This is a genomic window from Dietzia sp. Alg238-R159, from assembly GCF_900537145.1.
GTDB lineage: Bacteria > Actinomycetota > Actinomycetes > Mycobacteriales > Mycobacteriaceae > Dietzia > Dietzia kunjamensis.
Window position 1 is genome coordinate 265,512 of the sequence record NZ_UNRI01000003.1, and the last position, 15,162, is coordinate 280,673.

General features: G+C 71.1%; 14 protein-coding genes. 7 read left to right on the forward strand and 7 right to left on the reverse strand.

The genetic code is table 11. The features are described from left to right. Both G6R20_RS09725 and G6R20_RS09730 read right to left on the reverse strand, forming a co-directional pair. The gene (locus tag G6R20_RS09725; protein WP_163376265.1) at nucleotides 1–939 is read right to left on the reverse strand and encodes a PspA/IM30 family protein; all 939 of its coding nucleotides are present in this window, start codon (nucleotides 937–939) and stop codon (nucleotides 1–3) included. A 58-nt stretch (nucleotides 940–997) separates the two neighbouring features. Continuing rightward, nucleotides 998–2,449, reverse strand: a complete 1,452-nt coding sequence (locus G6R20_RS09730; protein ID WP_163376266.1) for a hypothetical protein — start codon at nucleotides 2,447–2,449, stop codon at nucleotides 998–1,000. 413 nt (nucleotides 2,450–2,862) lie between these two features. On the opposite strand from G6R20_RS09730, the gene G6R20_RS19000 reads away from it, so the two are divergent. The 5 genes from G6R20_RS19000 (at nucleotide 2,863) to G6R20_RS09755 (ending at nucleotide 7,414) form a co-directional block, all read left to right on the forward strand. Continuing rightward, nucleotides 2,863–4,209, forward strand: coding sequence for a hypothetical protein (locus G6R20_RS19000; protein ID WP_275898242.1), 1,347 nt, complete (start codon nucleotides 2,863–2,865; stop codon nucleotides 4,207–4,209). Nucleotides 4,210–4,327: 118 nt separating this feature from the next. Then, nucleotides 4,328–4,825: an NUDIX domain-containing protein gene (locus tag G6R20_RS09740; RefSeq protein WP_096906682.1), complete on the forward strand. Its 498-nt coding sequence runs from the start codon at nucleotides 4,328–4,330 to the stop codon at nucleotides 4,823–4,825. Between the two features lie 33 nt (nucleotides 4,826–4,858). Continuing rightward, nucleotides 4,859–5,494 (forward strand): hypothetical protein, encoded by a 636-nt coding sequence (locus tag G6R20_RS09745; protein WP_173674792.1) that lies wholly within the window; start codon nucleotides 4,859–4,861, stop codon nucleotides 5,492–5,494. A 71-nt stretch (nucleotides 5,495–5,565) separates the two neighbouring features. Further along, entirely contained in the window at nucleotides 5,566–6,138 is a 573-nt protein-coding gene (locus tag G6R20_RS09750) for a copper chaperone PCu(A)C (protein ID WP_240341372.1), read from the forward strand. After that, nucleotides 6,131–7,414, forward strand: coding sequence for a Dyp-type peroxidase (locus tag G6R20_RS09755; RefSeq protein ID WP_163376268.1), 1,284 nt, complete (start codon nucleotides 6,131–6,133; stop codon nucleotides 7,412–7,414). The genes G6R20_RS09750 and G6R20_RS09755 overlap by 8 nt, the downstream gene beginning before the upstream one ends. Before the next feature lie 133 nt (nucleotides 7,415–7,547). On the opposite strand, the gene G6R20_RS09760 is transcribed toward G6R20_RS09755, so the two are convergent. The 4 genes from G6R20_RS09760 to G6R20_RS09775 form a co-directional block, all read right to left on the reverse strand. After that, complete coding sequence (locus G6R20_RS09760) at nucleotides 7,548–8,558, reverse strand: SGNH/GDSL hydrolase family protein (protein ID WP_163376269.1); 1,011 nt, start codon at nucleotides 8,556–8,558, stop codon at nucleotides 7,548–7,550. A gap of 80 nt (nucleotides 8,559–8,638) precedes the next feature. Then, nucleotides 8,639–9,727, reverse strand: a complete 1,089-nt coding sequence (locus G6R20_RS09765) for an SGNH/GDSL hydrolase family protein (RefSeq protein ID WP_163376270.1) — start codon at nucleotides 9,725–9,727, stop codon at nucleotides 8,639–8,641. Nucleotides 9,728–9,830: 103 nt separating this feature from the next. Next, complete coding sequence (locus tag G6R20_RS09770) at nucleotides 9,831–10,883, reverse strand: beta-ketoacyl-ACP synthase III (protein ID WP_163376271.1); 1,053 nt, start codon at nucleotides 10,881–10,883, stop codon at nucleotides 9,831–9,833. Between the two features lie 183 nt (nucleotides 10,884–11,066). Beyond that, nucleotides 11,067–12,008: an SRPBCC domain-containing protein gene (locus G6R20_RS09775; RefSeq protein WP_163376272.1), complete on the reverse strand. Its 942-nt coding sequence runs from the start codon at nucleotides 12,006–12,008 to the stop codon at nucleotides 11,067–11,069. Between the two features lie 93 nt (nucleotides 12,009–12,101). Between G6R20_RS09775 and G6R20_RS09780 the strand changes: the two genes are divergently transcribed. Both G6R20_RS09780 and G6R20_RS09785 read left to right on the forward strand, forming a co-directional pair. Beyond that, entirely contained in the window at nucleotides 12,102–13,421 is a 1,320-nt protein-coding gene (locus tag G6R20_RS09780) for an MFS transporter (RefSeq protein WP_163376273.1), read from the forward strand. An 8-nt stretch (nucleotides 13,422–13,429) separates the two neighbouring features. Continuing rightward, the gene (locus tag G6R20_RS09785) at nucleotides 13,430–14,236 is read left to right on the forward strand and encodes a fructosamine kinase family protein (RefSeq protein WP_163376436.1); all 807 of its coding nucleotides are present in this window, start codon (nucleotides 13,430–13,432) and stop codon (nucleotides 14,234–14,236) included. A gap of 5 nt (nucleotides 14,237–14,241) precedes the next feature. Here the strand turns inward: G6R20_RS09785 and G6R20_RS09790 are convergent, their stop codons facing one another. Continuing rightward, nucleotides 14,242–15,156 carry a PQQ-dependent sugar dehydrogenase gene (locus G6R20_RS09790; RefSeq protein WP_240341373.1) on the reverse strand — a complete coding sequence of 305 codons (915 nt, stop codon included), beginning with the start codon at nucleotides 15,154–15,156 and terminating at the stop codon, nucleotides 14,242–14,244. Nucleotides 15,157–15,162: the final 6 nt, after the last annotated feature.

Sequence of the window (15,162 nt, forward strand, 5' to 3'; positions counted from 1 at the left end):
CTACTCCCTGGTGTCCCGGGGGAGCGTGGGGCCGGAGAGGTCCTCGGGGCTCGGCTGGTCGGTCGCCTCGTCGGGGTCTCTCGGGGCCTCCGGGTCCGCCTGGCCGGGCGCCCCGGCCTGGCCGGTGGACGACGCCGCCGGCGACCCCGCCGGCGACCCGGACTGCCCCTCGCCTCCGGTGAGCTGGCGGTCGGCACCGGAGTCGGAGCCCGAGTCGAGCCCCATCGAGGCGCGGATCTGCTCGAGCTTGCTCTTGCCCTCGGATTCGCGCGTGAACGCGGCGGCGTCGAGCTGTGCGGTCGATGTTGCGCCGGTCGCCTCGGCGAGCTCCTGCTTGCCCAGTGCGGTGGTGTAGCGGCCCTCGATCTTGGCGCGGATCTCGTCGAAGGTCGGGGAGTTGCCGCCGCCGGCGCCCTGCAGGGAGCTCATGGACTCGGTGGTCCGGTGCTGCATCTCGGCCTGGGTGGCCTGCAGGAGCAGCTGATCCTCCTGCGCCAGTGTCTCGCGCAGCCGCTGTTCGGACTCCTTCACCGCCTGCTTGGCCTGCTCTGCGGCCTGCACGGCCTGGCCGTGCAGCTGCTTGGTGTGGTCGAGGTCCTGTTCCAGTGCCACCAGCCGCCCGGCGAGCTGCTCGGCCTGGGTGTCGAACTGCTGGGCGCGGGAGGTGTCGCCCTCCGCGCGCGCCTGCTCGGCCACCTGCAGGGTCTGTCGGATCTGTCCCTGCACCTCGTCGAGCTGCCGCGTCTTGGTGCCCATGGCGATCTCGAGCTGCTTGGCGTTGCCGATCACCGCGGCCGCCTGGTCGGACACCGACTTGTGCTGGTCGCGCGCGTGGTTCATCGCCTGGTGCACGAGGATCTTGGGGTCCGCGTTGTCGTCGACCGACTTGTCCAGCGAGGCCTTGAGGTAGTTCCAGCCCTTGGCGAAGGGGTTCGGCATGGCGGCGTCCTTAGATGTCTCGGTGTCAGGTGTCCCGGCGGCGGTGCGGTGCGTGTTCCTACCTCTTGACGGTACCGATCAGCGCGGCCACCGGCAGGGCGGTCCGCGGCAGGTACGGCTGACGCCACAGTCCGCCGGATGCCGCTCCCGACGACTCGTGCTGCCACTGGACGTCCACCTGCGGCCGGCCCACGTTGAGGTCGTGGACCATCAGCGCGGCGAGCAGGGCGGCGGAGGTGTCGGGCGCGAAGATCTCGATGCCGAAGGCGTAGGCGCCCTTGTAGGTGGCCGCGAGGATCTTGTTCTTGGTCACCGAGTGGGTGTCGGTGGCGGGGGCGACGTTGACCGAGACGGTGTGTCCGTCGGCGAACGCGGTGGTGGCGCGCCAGCGCTGTACGCGCTTGGCCAGGGTGTAGTTGGGGCCCTGCTGGGGGACGAGGGCGTCGTGCACCGCCGGGCCGTGGCCGGCGGGGTAGTTGCGGGCGAAGACCTTGCCGCGGGCGACGGAACCGACGAGTCGCTTGACGTCGGTGATCTTGCGCGACGCGAGTGCCGCGTTGGCGGCGTCCCGCACGTCGGCGGGGACGACGAAGGTGTCCATCGGGGTGGCGAGGTAGGCGAGCGCGTTGGCGGTGTTGTCGCGGAGGAGGTCGACGACGAGGGCGTCCGCCGCGGAGGAGAGCTGGACGTGGGTTCCGCCGTCCGCGTAGAAGTAGCTGCCGACGGTGAGCGGTGCGGGGGCCGCGGCCCTGGCCCATGCCGCGAGTTCGGGGAGCTGGGTGAGCAGATCGATGCCGGGGCGGCCGTCCGGCCCGGTGGGGACGTGCAGGCGCCCGGCGAACGTCGGGGCCTCTCCGCGGAAGCGATCCCACGCGGGGCTCGACGGCAGGTCGACGCCCATCACGTCGGCGCCCCACTGAAGGAGGCGGAGGGCGGGCCCCATCTCCGAGCCCAGGCCCAGGACGAGCATGGCGCGGCCGGGCAGGGAGAGCCACTGGGGGTTGTCCTGGACCAGCTTCAGCGCGTCGGCGCAGCTGGGTTCGATCACACCGGCCGCGACCCACTTGTCGAGCCGGGCGCGCAGGAGGTCGCCGGTCAGTTCCTCGCCGCGGAAGGGGATGGACAGCTCGCGGACCGGGGTCGCGGTGCCCTGGATCGTGTCGGTCGTCGGGGTGGCGGTGGGGGCGACGACGGCGAGGTAGTCCGTCATCGGGGTCTCCACGGACTGCCCGGCTGTCTCGTGTACGCCGACCATGCGGGACTGCAGCGACTCGAGTGCGGCACGCGCGACACCGTCCCAGGCCGCCGGGTCGGACACCCCGGCGCTGACGAGTTCGGTGAAGGGCTCGATGTAGCCCTTACGCCAGTCCTTGATCCGGTGGACGCGCTCGGAGGCCGCCGGGTCCACGGTGGCGAGTGCGTCGGCGACGACGTCCTTGGCCAGCCGTCCTGTCGAGCGGTTCCCGGAGGAATCGGTGGGGAAGAGGACTCCGGTGGTGCTCGATGCCATGACGCTCCTGAAGGTTGGGGATAATGCGAGGTTAACCTCAGATTCGAATGGATCGTGCTCGGCTCGCCCACTCTCCGACGTCGTCACCCGAATGTGTGATTAAACTCACCGATCGACGTTCCGCAGTAATCTGGTTAGCGCCCGCTTATTTCTTAACTTTCGCATATGCCGAGGTCGATGCGGGAGAACGCCTGGGGGACGTCCGCTATCGCGTCTAGCTGCGCGGTTGGCCGACTGCCCATCGTCGGTGTGTTGCTGTGTCATGTACGAACGTGGTGTAACAGCCCTGAGTATTACCTCGATAAGGTGATGACACGATCGAACGGCGGGTGGTCAAGGCCACGTGCCGGGCCGGCGAGCAGGGGGAGATTCCGAATCGCCGCGTCGTCAACGACAACAGGAAGGCATTTCCTATGAAGAACTCGAAGCGGATGCTCGCGGTCATCGCGGCCTCCGGACTAGCGCTCGGGTCCATGCCGGGCGTCGCCAACGCGCAGAGCGTTGAGCTCGGTCTCGGCGTTGGTGCAGTGGTTGGCTCGGCCGCCCTCGGCCTCGCCATCAATGCTGGAGCCGATTCGTCCGGTGGGGAATCTTCCAAGCTGCCCACGCTGTCCTCCGATTCGCTGGGGACCGCTCCGGATACGGATTCGCTGAAGTCGGATTCGCTGAAGAGTGACTCGCTGAAGACGGATTCCCTCAAGTCGGATTCGCTGAAGTCGGATTCCGTCAAGTCGGATTCGCTGAAGTCGGATTCCGTCAAGTCGGATTCCGTCAAGTCGGATTCCGTCAAGTCGGATTCGCTGAAGTCGGATTCGCTGAAGTCGGATTCGCTCAAGACGGGCTCTATCGGCGAGGACGGCAACCCGACGGGATCTCTCGCCGCGATCGCCCTCACCCTGGGATCGTTGGACCAAGATGGAAAGCTCGTCGGCTCGTTGGAGTCTGACTCCCTCAAGTCGGATTCGCTGAAGAGTGACTCGCTGAAGTCGGACTCTCTCAAGAGTGACTCGCTGAAGTCGGACTCCCTCAAGAGTGACTCGCTGAAGAGTGACTCGCTGAAGAGTGACTCGCTGAAGAGTGACTCGCTGAAGTCGGATTCCCTCAAGTCGGATTCGCTGAAGAGTGACTCGCTGAAGTCGGACTCTCTCAAGAGTGACTCGCTGAAGTCGGACTCTCTCAAGAGTGACTCGCTGAAGTCGGATTCCGTCAAGTCGGATTCGCTGAAGTCGGATTCGCTGAAGTCGGATTCCGTCAAGTCGGATTCGCTGAAGTCGGATTCGCTGAAGTCGGATTCGCTCAAGACGGGCTCTATCGGCGAGGACGGCAACCCGACGGGATCTCTCGCCGCGATCGCCCTCACCCTGGGATCGTTGGACCAAGATGGAAAGCTCGTCGGCTCGTTGGAGTCTGACTCCCTCAAGTCGGATTCGCTGAAGAGTGACTCGCTGAAGTCGGACTCTCTCAAGAGTGACTCGCTGAAGTCGGATTCCCTCAAGTCGGATTCGCTGAGCGGATCCAAGACCGGTGACTCGGTCACGAACATCAACGGCTCCGACGCCGGCACCGTCCTGGCTGTCGGCTCGCTCGCTGCTGCCGGCATTGGCATCGGCCTCGCCGTCTCCGGTGGCGTCAACCTCCCGCCGCTGCCCGAGATCAACGTGGGCCTCGTCTGCAACCTCCCCCCGGAGGCCATCGACTTCCTCAAGAGCAACGGCTCCATGGAGCAGGATGAGTGCGAGCCCGAGGAGGAGCAGAACTGAGGTTCTGCCCCATCCACGCTGACTGAGTCAGCAACCGGATAGCACTCCGGCGATCCCCCGTCGACCACACGGTCGGCGGGGGATCCGCCATTTCGGCCCCGCGGATACGCTCTCGGACATGGCCACCCCCGACTTCGTCCTCGAACTCCGCAAGCACGTGGGCACCGCCCCGCTGTGGCTGGCCGGAGCGACCGCCGTCATCCGGGACCCCGACGCAGCCCGCGTGCTCCTGGTCCGGCGCAGCGACAACGGCTGGTGGACCCCCGTCACCGGCATCGTCGACCCCGGCGAACACCCCGCCGACGCCGCCGTCCGCGAGGCCCACGAAGAAGCCGCCGTGAGCATCCGCGTCGACCGCGTCGCCTCCATCGGCGTCTCCCGCATGGTCACCTACGACAACGGCGACCAAGCCCAGTACATCGACCACACCTTCGCCTGCACCTACCTCGGCGGCGACCCCCACCCGGCCGACGGCGAGAACGCCGACGTCCGTTGGTTTGCCGTCGACGACCTGCCAGAGATGCGACCCCACATGCTCGCCCGGATCGACGCCGGGCTCGCCGACGAGGAACGCGCCCGCATCGTCACCACCACCGAGGGCGCCACCTCCGGATAGCCCGCCACACCCCCCGGGGCATAGAATCGGGGCATGTCCGCCGACCGCCTCCGCGCCGAGGTCCCGCCCGCGGTGACCGCGGTCGTCGGCATCGTGGTGGCGCTGGTCAGCGGTGTGTTCGGCATCAGCGCCCACGGACTCGCCGCCGGCGCGCTCGCGGGTCCGCCCACGGTTGGCCAGATTCTCTCCGTCGCGTCCGCGAGCGCCGGGGTCGGAGTGGTGACCGCCGCCGTCGCCCGCCGCCGGGCCCCCGTCCTCACCGCCGCGGCCGGCCTAATCGCGGGACAGGGGCTCGTCCACCTCGTGCTGGCCAGCGGGCACACGCACGGCACAGCCGGCACGACCGGGGCACTCGGCCACCACACCACCGACCCCGTAGCGCTCCGGGCCGCGATGGACGGAGTCGGCCCCGCCCCGGCATCCTCCGCGGCAGCACTACTCACCCCGGGAATGCTGGGCGCCCACCTGGCAGCGATCGCCGTCACGCTCGCGCTCGTCGCGATCCTCTCCGGGACCCTGTCCTGGCTGGCGGCTCGGATACCGCCCATGGTGGAGACGGCCCACCTCGTCGTCGTCGCCCGACTCCTGGCGTCCTACGACGCCGACACCCCCCGCGGACGGTTCCTCCTGGCCCGCGGGGGAACCCGCGCGCCGCCCGTGGCCGTGTGACGACCACCCGCACCGGTACGCGCCCCGCGCTGCCGGGCGATCACACACACCACACCGAGGACTCCCACACCATGCGTACCCACACCCGTGCCGCCTTCGTCGCGGCCTCCGCACTCGCGCTCGCCCTCACCACCACCGCCTGCGCGACCAACGACACCGACACCACGACCGCCGCCACTCCCGCCGCCGCGGCCGACACCGCCGACTCCGCAGCCTCCACGACCGTCACCTTCGACGACGGATGGGCCAAGGCCACCGGCACGGAGATGACCGGCGTCTTCGGCACCATCACCAACCCCGGCGACACCGACCTGCACCTGATCGGTGTCGAGAGCGATCTCGGCGGCAGCGCCGGACTGCACGAGACCGTCCCCGGTGGCAGCGGGATGATGATGCAGGAACGCGAGGACGGCTTCGTGATCCCCGCCGGCGGTGAGCTCGTCCTGGAGCCCGGCGGCAACCACATCATGCTCATGGAGCTGGGGCGCCCCATCACCACCGGCCAGCAGATCACCCTCACCCTCGAGTTCGACGGCGCCGAGCAGGACGTCACCGTCTCCGCCCGCGACTTCCAGGGCGGGGAAGAGGAGTACGTCGGCGGCGGTCACGGCGAGATGAGCGGGGGCACGAGCCACGATGGCTGAGCAGGCCCGTCGCGGTCTGTCCCGGCGGTCGGTGCTCGGCGGCGGCGTCGCGGCGGTGGGTGCCGGCGTCGTCGGTGGGGCTGCCATGGGCGGTGCCGCCGGGTACGTGGGTCGAGGTGTCGTCGACGACGACGAGGTGATCCGAGACTGGGCGGCGGTCGCCGACTCACGGGTCGTTGGGGCCGCCACCGAACCGTTCCACGGCCCGCACCAGGCCGGCATCACCACGCGACCGCAATCGCATGCCGCGTTCGTGGCGTTCGACATCGTCCCGGGGGCGACCCGCACGGAGATCCAGGGAGTCCTGCGGGCGTGGTCCCAGGACGCCGCCCGGCTCACCCGGGGGCGAGGCGGACTCGCGGACCTCGAACCCGAACTCGCCGAGGATCCGGCGCGGCTCACGGTGACCATCGGGTTCGGGCCCGGGCTGTTCGACGCGATCGGGATGCCGGAGGAGCGGCCCACGTGGCTGGCGCAGCTGCCGGCGTTCCCGCAGATCGACAAGCTCGAGGACCGGTGGTCCGAGGGGGACCTGCTGCTGCAGATCTGCGCCGACGACCCGGTGATCGTGTCCCACGCCGCCCGGGTGTTGGCCTCAGGTGTGCGGGGCGTGGCGCGGCAGAAGTGGGTGCAGCGGGGCTTCCGCAAAGCTGTCGGCACCGACCCGACCGGGCGCACCCAGCGCAATCTGTTCGGGCAGATCGACGGCACCGTCAACCCCACCGAGCAGGACGTGGACTTCGATCAGATCCTGTTCTCCGACGGCACCTCTTCTGACGGGCAGGTCCAGCGGTGGATGCGGGGCGGGTCCTCGCTCGTGCTGCGGCGGATCCGCATGACGATGGACACCTGGGAGGAGATCGACCGCACCTCACGCGAGCTGAGCGTCGGCCGGCGGCTCGACACCGGCGCGCCGCTGACCGGGGTGCACGAGCACGACCCGGCCGACTTCGAGGCGATCGACGAGGTGGGCCTTCCGGTGATCCCGGCGGAGTCCCACATCGCGCGGGCGCGGCAGCTCGACCGGAGCGAGGCCATGCTGCGGCGGCCGTACAACTACGACGACCCGCCGGAGGGCGGCGAGATCAGCAACTCCGGGTTGCTGTTCACCGCCTATCAGGCCGACCCGGTGCGCACCTACGTGCCGGTTCAGCGGCGGCTCGCCGAGCAGGACGCGCTCAACACGTGGACCATCCCGATCGGGTCGGCTGTGTTCGCGCTGCCGCCCGGCGCGCCGGAGGGCGGGTACGTGGGGCAGGGGCTGTTCGAGGGCTGACGGGCGCCCGCCTCACGAGCAAGCCGCCCGCCTCACGACGCAGCCGCCCGCGGGCGTGGCGTCTGGCGCGCGCTTCGGTGCGCGCCAGACGCCCTCCCCAGGGGCGGCTGTGGTCGTACCGGGGTGGCGGCGGTCAGATCGCCGCGGCGATCGCGTCGGCCATGGCCTGCTGGCCGAGGGCCGTGGGGTGCATCGGGTAGGCGCCGGTCGGGGCCCCGCCGAGGAAGTCGGTCCAGCGCTCATCGGCGGCGCCGCACGCACTGCGGTCCACGGTGGGGTCGACGGGCAGGACCGAGACGTGACCGTTGCGGACGGCGGCGGCGTCGACGGCGGCGTTGATCTTCGCGGTCACCTCGCGGGCCCATTTCACGTCGTCCGGGACGAGCCGCTCGGTGAACGCGCAGCTCTCTCCCTCTGCGGGCATGAGCGGCAGGTACTGGGTCGCGACGACCGTCGCGCCGGGGGACCGCTTGGCGATCAGGGCGTAGATCGTGTCGACCTTCGTCGCGACCGGGACGTCCTCCTCGACGCCCGCGCCGAAGACAGTGTCGATGGCGGCGGTGATCTCGTCGTCGAGTTCCTCCCGGCAACTGGGGACGGTGGCGTAGTCGTCCTGCTTGGTGATGCAGTTGACGATCGTGCCGAAGCCGACGTCATTGCCGCCGATCGACAGCGTCACAAGATCCGTCCCCGCGTCGAGAGCATTCAGCTGGGCGGGGACCCCGTCGTACTGGAACCCCGTAAGGCTGGGGATGATCGCCCCGCCGCAGGTGACGTCAACCAGCTCACCAACCGCCGGGTTCAGGTCCAGCACATTCGGGTAATTGGTCAGGCTACGACCGCACCGGGCGTCGGGGCCGTCCGTGACCACGGGCTCCGTCTGGTCGCCGAACGCGGCGTAGGAGTCGCCGAGGGCGACGTACTCGGCGTAGGCCGGAGTGGCCAGCGAACCGAGGGAGCCGGACACGCTGCCGGGTGCGGTCTCCGTCGAGCCGAGGGAGCTGACGGCGATCGTGCCGTCCGCCTGGGTGGTGGACTGGGCACCAGCGACGGGTGCGGCCGTGAGGACGACGGACGCGGCCAGGGCGAGGGAGGTGGTGAGGGTGCGGGAACCGGCGAAGCGGCGCCGAGGAGTGGTGAGCATGAGCTCTATGTTCTCTCATCGACGCCGCTTCGTTACCGAATTGGGCCCAACTGGACAGTCGTCAGGTGACGTGACCGGACTCAGGCATCGCCCAGCGCGGCGAGCACCCGATCCGCGACGTGCGCATGGCCGGCGGTGGTCGGATGGACCGGCACCGCGCCCGTGACCAGCCCGGTGAAGTCCACCCAGCGGTTCTCGGGCGGGGTGCACATCGAGTGGCCCGGTTCATCGGGGATCACGACGGTGGCGCCGTTGCGCTCGGCGGCGTCGCGGACGACGCGGTTGATGCTGTCCTGGAAGCCGCGGACCTTGGCCCGCTCCTCCCGGCTGATCGCCATGAACGGAGCGCAGGCCGGGGATTGCTCGATGATCCGGTCGTCCGCGGGCACCGCTGCCAGGTACCCGACTGTCACCACGCGGGCCTGCGGCGCACGCTCGGCGATCCCGGCGTACACCGCGTCCATGCGTTGATCCAGATCCGCGAGCGCGCGGGCGGCCTGGCGGTCGATGACGTCCGAGCACCCGGCGGTGGGATCGAAGCCCTTCGACAGGCTCGCCGTCGCGCCGTCGACGAGCGGCAACAGCTCGGGTGCGGTGTTGGGCCGCAGGGCGCACGCCACGATCACGGCGGCGAAGCCCACGTCATTACCGCCGATCGTCATGGTCACCAGGTCGGTATCGGCGTCGAGGGCGTCGAACTGGGGAGGAGCCCCGGTCCGGCCGACCGCGAGGAAGTCGTCGGCCACCGCGCCACCGCAGCTGGCGTTGACGAACGTGCCCACCCCCAGCTCGCGGGCCACCACGGTGGGGTAGGCGTCGTCGGTGCGCACGCACGCGACGGGACCGGCCCCCCACGCGCCGGGCGCGATCCTGCCGACGGCGGCGTAGGAGTCGCCCAGCGCCACGTATTTGGACGGGCCGGTGCCCGCCCCCGACAGGACGGTCGGACCCATCCCGGTGCCGGTGACCTGGCCGGCGATGGTGCCCCCCAGCGTCTGCGCCGACCCGGCGGCGAGCTCGACCGGGGAGGCCTGAGGCGCGACGGGTCCGGGGATGGCGGGCGTGGCCCCGGCGGGGGCCGCCACCAGCAGGGACAGCAGGGCGGCGGTGGCCGCGACGGCACCGGCGACCAGGCGGCGCGTGACGCGCCGGGAAAGAAACATGTGCATGAGGTCACTTTCTCATGAACCCACGTCTAGTTGGCGTCCCTCCCGAGGCCTTCCCTTGCACGCGGGGAGGCCTCGGGAGGCCCCGGGAGGGACGCCCGGGCCATCAGTCGACGGGCGGGGCCGCGGGGAGTCGGACGACCTGGCCGGCGTAGGAGAGGCCGGCGCCGAACCCGATGCACAGTGCGACGTCGCCCTGCTTGGACTGGCCCTCGCGCAGCATGGTCTCCATGGCCAGCGGGATCGAGGCGGCCGAGGTGTTGCCGGTCTGCTCGATGTCGTTCGCGATCGCCACGGTGTCGGGCAGGCCGAGGTGCTTGGCCATCGCCGAGTTGATGCGGCCGTTGGCCTGGTGCGGGACGAATGCCTGGATCTGCTCCGCGGTCACCCCGGCCGTCTCCAGAGTCTCGGCGCACACCTTCGACACCTGCACGGCGGCCCAGCGGAACACCTTGGACCCGTTCATGGTGAGGAAGGGCTGACGGACGTCCTCAGCGCCGGAGTCGACCTCGTCGACGTACGCCTTGAAGTCCTTGGTCTGGCTGATGGCGCTGCCCTGCTCGCCGTCGGAGCCCCAGACCACCGGGCTGATGTCGTTGGTCTCTGCCGGGCCCACCACGACCGCGCCGGCGCCGTCGCCGAAGATGAACGAGGTGTTGCGGTCGGTGAAGTCGATGCCGTCGCTCATCTTCTCCACACCGATCACCACGACGTACCGGGAGGCACCGCCGCGGATCATGTTCGTCGCGACCGCCAGGCCGTACCCGAACCCGGCGCAGCCGGCGGTGAGATCGAACGCGGCGATGCCGTTGCGTCCGAGGTTCGTGGCCACCTGGGGCGCGGCGTGGGGCACCTGCGTCCAGTTGGTCGACGTGCACAGGATGACCGCGTCGACGAGTTCGGGGTCGATCCCGGCAGAGGCCACGGCCTTCTTCGCGGCCTCGGTGGACATCATGACGATCGACTCGTCCGCGCCGGCGAAGCGACGGTTGAGGATGCCGGACCGCTCGTAGATCCACTCGCTGGTCGAGTCGATCGACTCGCAGATCTCCTCGTTGCTCACCACGCGACCGGGGCGGTACGCGCCGATACCCAGCAGGGTGGAGCCGGGTGCGCCCACGCCGGTCGCGATGGTCACGGTCTCGTTGGAATCCGCCATACGGATGTAGCTCCTCGTCGGTGTGCGGTTCGGGATCGGGTCACGCTGGCGCGGCCCGTCACCATACTTCCCCGCAACAGTACTGGGGTCGGTGAGAACATCGGCGGATACGACCGGGACGTTTCGCTACAGTCCGCGCCCCCTGTCGCCCCCTGTCAGGCCTCACCCCTGTGAGGGCCCGGTTCACCCGCGGGCGAGCTCGTCCAGCCATTCGCGCCAGCGCGGCGCGTCCCAGGTGGGCGTGACGTCGACGGCCGCGGCGCCGAGCGGGCGGCCGTCGCCACAGGGGGCGTCGACGTACTCGAACACCCGCACCGCCAGCGCGGCCCGGCCCGCGGCGTCCTCGTGCGTCTGGCCGGCGGGGAAGGCGAACAGCTCGAGCATGCCGTCGGCCGGCGCGGACAGGATGAGCGTCCGCGAGGCCTGCGACTCGGCCGCGACGATCCCGCCCACCTCACCGGACCTGGCCACCACGCCACCGTCGCCCGGGTTCCCGCCCACATCGGAGGCCGGGGCGATGAGCGCCGCCGTCACCCGGGCCCACAGCTCCGGCACCGTGGCCTCGACCGGATCGGTGGCCGCGTCTACGGTCACCACCCCGTCGGCCGGGCGATGGGTCAGCCGGTGGGCCAGCACCGTCAGCGCCTGCACCCACCCGTCGACACTGCCGTCCACGGACTCCTCCGCCAGTTGCCCGCCGGAGCCGAACCCCGACCGCAGGGTGAGCACGCTGCCGCCCTCGCCGTCGTCGACGACCTCACAGGACGTCTCCCACGGCGGCACCGGGACACCCTCGCCCATCCAGTCCCGCTCGGCGTAGGAGAACAGGCCGGGGACGCTCCCGGTGGGCGGCGTGTAGACGGTGATCTCGCCGACCGTCGCGGTGAGCATCGCCTCGGCGGCGGCTTCCGGGCCGGCCGTGGGGTCGGGGGCGCCGGGGTCAGCGAACTGCACGATCCTCCCCGCCACCTGCGGTTCCAGCGCGCATGGGACGAACCAGGACGAGATCCCCTCACCGGTGGCCACCGCGTCCCACACCACCGTGGGTGCCACGGGCAGCGGCACCCGGCACGCCACGCGCCGACCGCCGTCCTCGGTCTCGATCCCCGCCGTCACGTCGTACACGGGCGTACTCCCCTCACCGGTTCGCTGCTCTCGGCCGCAACGCTACCGCCGAGCGCGCGGGCCCTCGTGGGCGCGGGACGTAGAGTAGCGGTCGTGGCCTCGACGACCGGGACGCGAGAGGGTCGCGGCAGTGCCCGGGCCGGAGCCGTCCGAGGGCCGATCGCCGCCACCGCACTGCTCTTCGCCGCCAACGGGGCGATCTTCGGCGCGATCGTGCCCCGACTGCCCGACCTCAAGGACGCCCTCGACCTGGGCCCGGCCGCCTTCGGCCTGGCCATGGCCTGTTACCCGGCCGGCGCGCTGGTGGGCGGGCTCCTCACCCCCGCGTTCATGCGACGGCGGTCGGACGGGACGGTCGCCGTCGCCGCGATGGTCGTGGCGTCCGCCATCGCGGCACTCGTCGGATTCTCGCCCGTGGTGGCCGTGTTCGCGGGGTTGCTGCTGCTGTTCGGGCTGTGCGACGCGATCACCGACGTGGCGATGAACGCCCACGGCATCCGAGTGCAGCTGCGCCACGGTCGGTCCGTCATCAACCGCTTCCACGCGGTGTGGTCGCTCGGCGCGGCGCTCGGGGCGGCGGGGGGATCGGTGGCCGCGGGGGCCGGCACGCCGGTGGTGGGACAGATGATCGTGGCGGGCGCCGTCTGCGCACTCGCCGCGCTGGCCGCGTTCCCTCTCCGGTTGGGCCCGGCCGTCGCCGAGGACGAGGTCGGCCGCGACCTCGACAGGGTGCCCGCAGACAGGGTGCCCGCAGACAGGGTGCCCGCGTCGGTCGCGGCGCCGTCCCCCACCGGGCGCCGCGTTCCGGGCCGGCGCGCGCTGCTGCTCCTGCTGGCACTGGGGCTGCTCGCCTGCTGCGCCACGATCGTCGAGGACTTCGCCCAGACCTGGTCCGCGCTCTATCTGCGCGAGACCACGATCGCGGGCGCCGGGCTGTCCGGGCTCGGGTTCATCGCGGTGCAGGGCGCGCAGCTCGTCGGGCGGTTCACGGGCGACCGCCTGGTCGAGGGCGTGGGGGCCGCGCGCGTCGGCCGCATGGGAGGGATGTGCGTCGTTGCGGGCATCGGCTCGGTGTTCTCCGCCTCGTTCCTCCTCGACGGCCCCGTCCTGCTGGCGGTGCTGCTCGCCGGGTTCGTGCTGGCCGGCTGGGGGATCGCCACCGTGATCCCGGGCGCGATGGTCGGCGCCGACTCCGTCCCCGGCCTCGCCCCGGGCGCCGGGCTGGCAGTCCTCAACTGGGTCCTCCGCCTGGGTTTCCTGGCCTCCCCGCCGATGGTCGGTCTCATTGCCGAGCATGCCGGGTTGCGCTGGACCGTCGTGCCGATGCTCGTGGGCGGAGTACTCATCGCCGCGCTCGCCGGGCCGCTGCTCGGCCGGGCAGGCCGCACCGACCCCGGGGAGGACGTGACGTGAGTGACGACGTGCATGACCGGGTGTTCGTCAAGAAGAGCTCCCGCCACGGGCCCGATTTCTTCCGGCACGAGGCCGCGGGTCTCGCGTGGCTCGCCGCGGCCCCCGGCGGGCCGAGGGTGGTCGAGGTGGTGGGGGTCGACGACGACGAGATCGTCCTCGAGCGGATCCCCGCAGGTCGCGCGACGACGCGAGCGGCTCTGCGGTTCGGTCGGTCGCTGGCTGCGATGCACGATGCGGGCGCTGCCGCCTGGGGCGCACCCGCCGACGGCTGGGCGGGCCGGTGCTTCATCGGGAACCGTCCCCAGGAGTGCGTCCCCTCCGGGTCGTGGGGCGAGTTCTACGCCGAGCAGCGGGTCCGACCGTTCGTCCGGATCGCGGTGGACCTCGGCGTCCTCGGCGGCGCCGACCGCGCCGTGGTCGAGCGGGCCTGCGACCGCGTCGCGTCCGGCGAGCTCGACGATCCCGACGACGTCCCCGCCCGCATCCACGGCGACCTGTGGACCGGCAACGTCCTGTGGGCCCCGGCGCGGGCCGGCGGGGAGGGCGGCCCGGAGGGGAACACCGAGGCGGTGCTCATCGACCCCGCCGCGCACGGCGGCCACCGCGAGACCGACCTCGCGATGCTCGGGCTGTTCGGCGCCCCGCACCTGGACGAGATCCTGCGCGGGTACGACGAGGCGCACCCGCTTCGAGTGGGCTGGCGCGACAGGGTCCCGCTGCATCAGCTGCACCCGCTGGCCACCCACGCTGCCGGGCACGGCGCCGGCTACGCGATCGCGCTGGCCGACGCCGCCCGGCAGGTGCTGCGGCTCTAGGCCGGTCAGCCCGCCGCCGGGCTGATGCGCAGCACCTGATCCCGGTTGTCGGAGTCGGAGGTGGTCACCAGCAGTGAGCCGTCGGGCTCGGGGGCCAGGGAACGCAGGCGGCCGAACTCGCCCTCGAGCAGAATCGATGCGTCGACGACCGAGCGCCCGTCCTCACTCAGCCGGAGCAGGACCAACTTCTGGGTCTTGAGATTGGCCATGGCCAGCGCACCCGCCCACTCTCCCCACTCGGGCCCGAGGAACTCGATGTCGGCGGGCGCGAGGGTCGGCTTGCCGGACGACCAGACGGCCTCGACCGCGTCGGGGAACCTGCCCGTGTCGGTCATCGGCACGTTCTGGTTGTACTGCCCGCCGACGTCGGGGTTCCAGCCGTAGTTCCCGCCGGGCTGGAGGAGGTTGACCTCGTCGTCGACGTCCGGGCCGTGTTCGGCGGAGTAGACGCGGCCGGGGCGCGGTTCGATCGCCAGGCCCTGGACGTTGCGGTGGCCGATCGTGTGGATCACCGAGTCGCCCGTCGCGGGGTCGCCATCAGGGGTGATGTGCAGGGTCTTACCGGCGAGCGACTCGGGCGACTGGGGCCCGGTCGGGCCGTAGGTGTCGCCGGTGCCCACGTAGATCGACCCGTCGGGAGCGGTGGCCAGTCGGCAGCCGCTGTGGATGCCCTCGGCTCCTAGCGGCATCCCGGTGAGCGTGTCCCGGACCTCGGCCATGGCGGACCAGTCCTCGGCGGCGCGGAACGTAGTGATCCGGTTGTCGCGTTCGCCGCCGACCGCCCGCGACCAGCACACGTGGATCTCGCGGTTCTGCTCGAAGCCCGCGTCCACGGCCATGCCCATCAGGCCGCTCTCGGACTGGCGGACGAGGCCGAGCAGGTCTATCGCGACCGTGCGCTGCCCCCGCTGGACGACCATCCGGCC

Bases quoted from the DNA above. Each gene is read 5' to 3' on its own strand.
- G6R20_RS19000 (WP_275898242.1), top strand. From the start codon at position 2,863: ATGAAGAACTCGAAGCGGATGCTCGCGGTCATCGCGGCCTCCGGACTA.
- G6R20_RS09760 (WP_163376269.1), bottom strand. From the start codon at position 8,558: ATGCTCACCACTCCTCGGCGCCGCTTCGCCGGTTCCCGCACCCTCACC.
- G6R20_RS09755 (WP_163376268.1), top strand. From the start codon at position 6,131: ATGGCTGAGCAGGCCCGTCGCGGTCTGTCCCGGCGGTCGGTGCTCGGC.
- G6R20_RS09790 (WP_240341373.1), bottom strand. From the start codon at position 15,156: ATGGTCGTCCAGCGGGGGCAGCGCACGGTCGCGATAGACCTGCTCGGC.
- G6R20_RS09730 (WP_163376266.1), bottom strand. From the start codon at position 2,449: ATGGCATCGAGCACCACCGGAGTCCTCTTCCCCACCGATTCCTCCGGG.
- G6R20_RS09745 (WP_173674792.1), top strand. From the start codon at position 4,859: ATGTCCGCCGACCGCCTCCGCGCCGAGGTCCCGCCCGCGGTGACCGCG.
- G6R20_RS09770 (WP_163376271.1), bottom strand. From the start codon at position 10,883: ATGGCGGATTCCAACGAGACCGTGACCATCGCGACCGGCGTGGGCGCA.
- G6R20_RS09765 (WP_163376270.1), bottom strand. From the start codon at position 9,727: ATGCACATGTTTCTTTCCCGGCGCGTCACGCGCCGCCTGGTCGCCGGT.
- G6R20_RS09750 (WP_240341372.1), top strand. From the start codon at position 5,566: ATGCGTACCCACACCCGTGCCGCCTTCGTCGCGGCCTCCGCACTCGCG.
- G6R20_RS09740 (WP_096906682.1), top strand. From the start codon at position 4,328: ATGGCCACCCCCGACTTCGTCCTCGAACTCCGCAAGCACGTGGGCACC.
- G6R20_RS09725 (WP_163376265.1), bottom strand. From the start codon at position 939: ATGCCGAACCCCTTCGCCAAGGGCTGGAACTACCTCAAGGCCTCGCTG.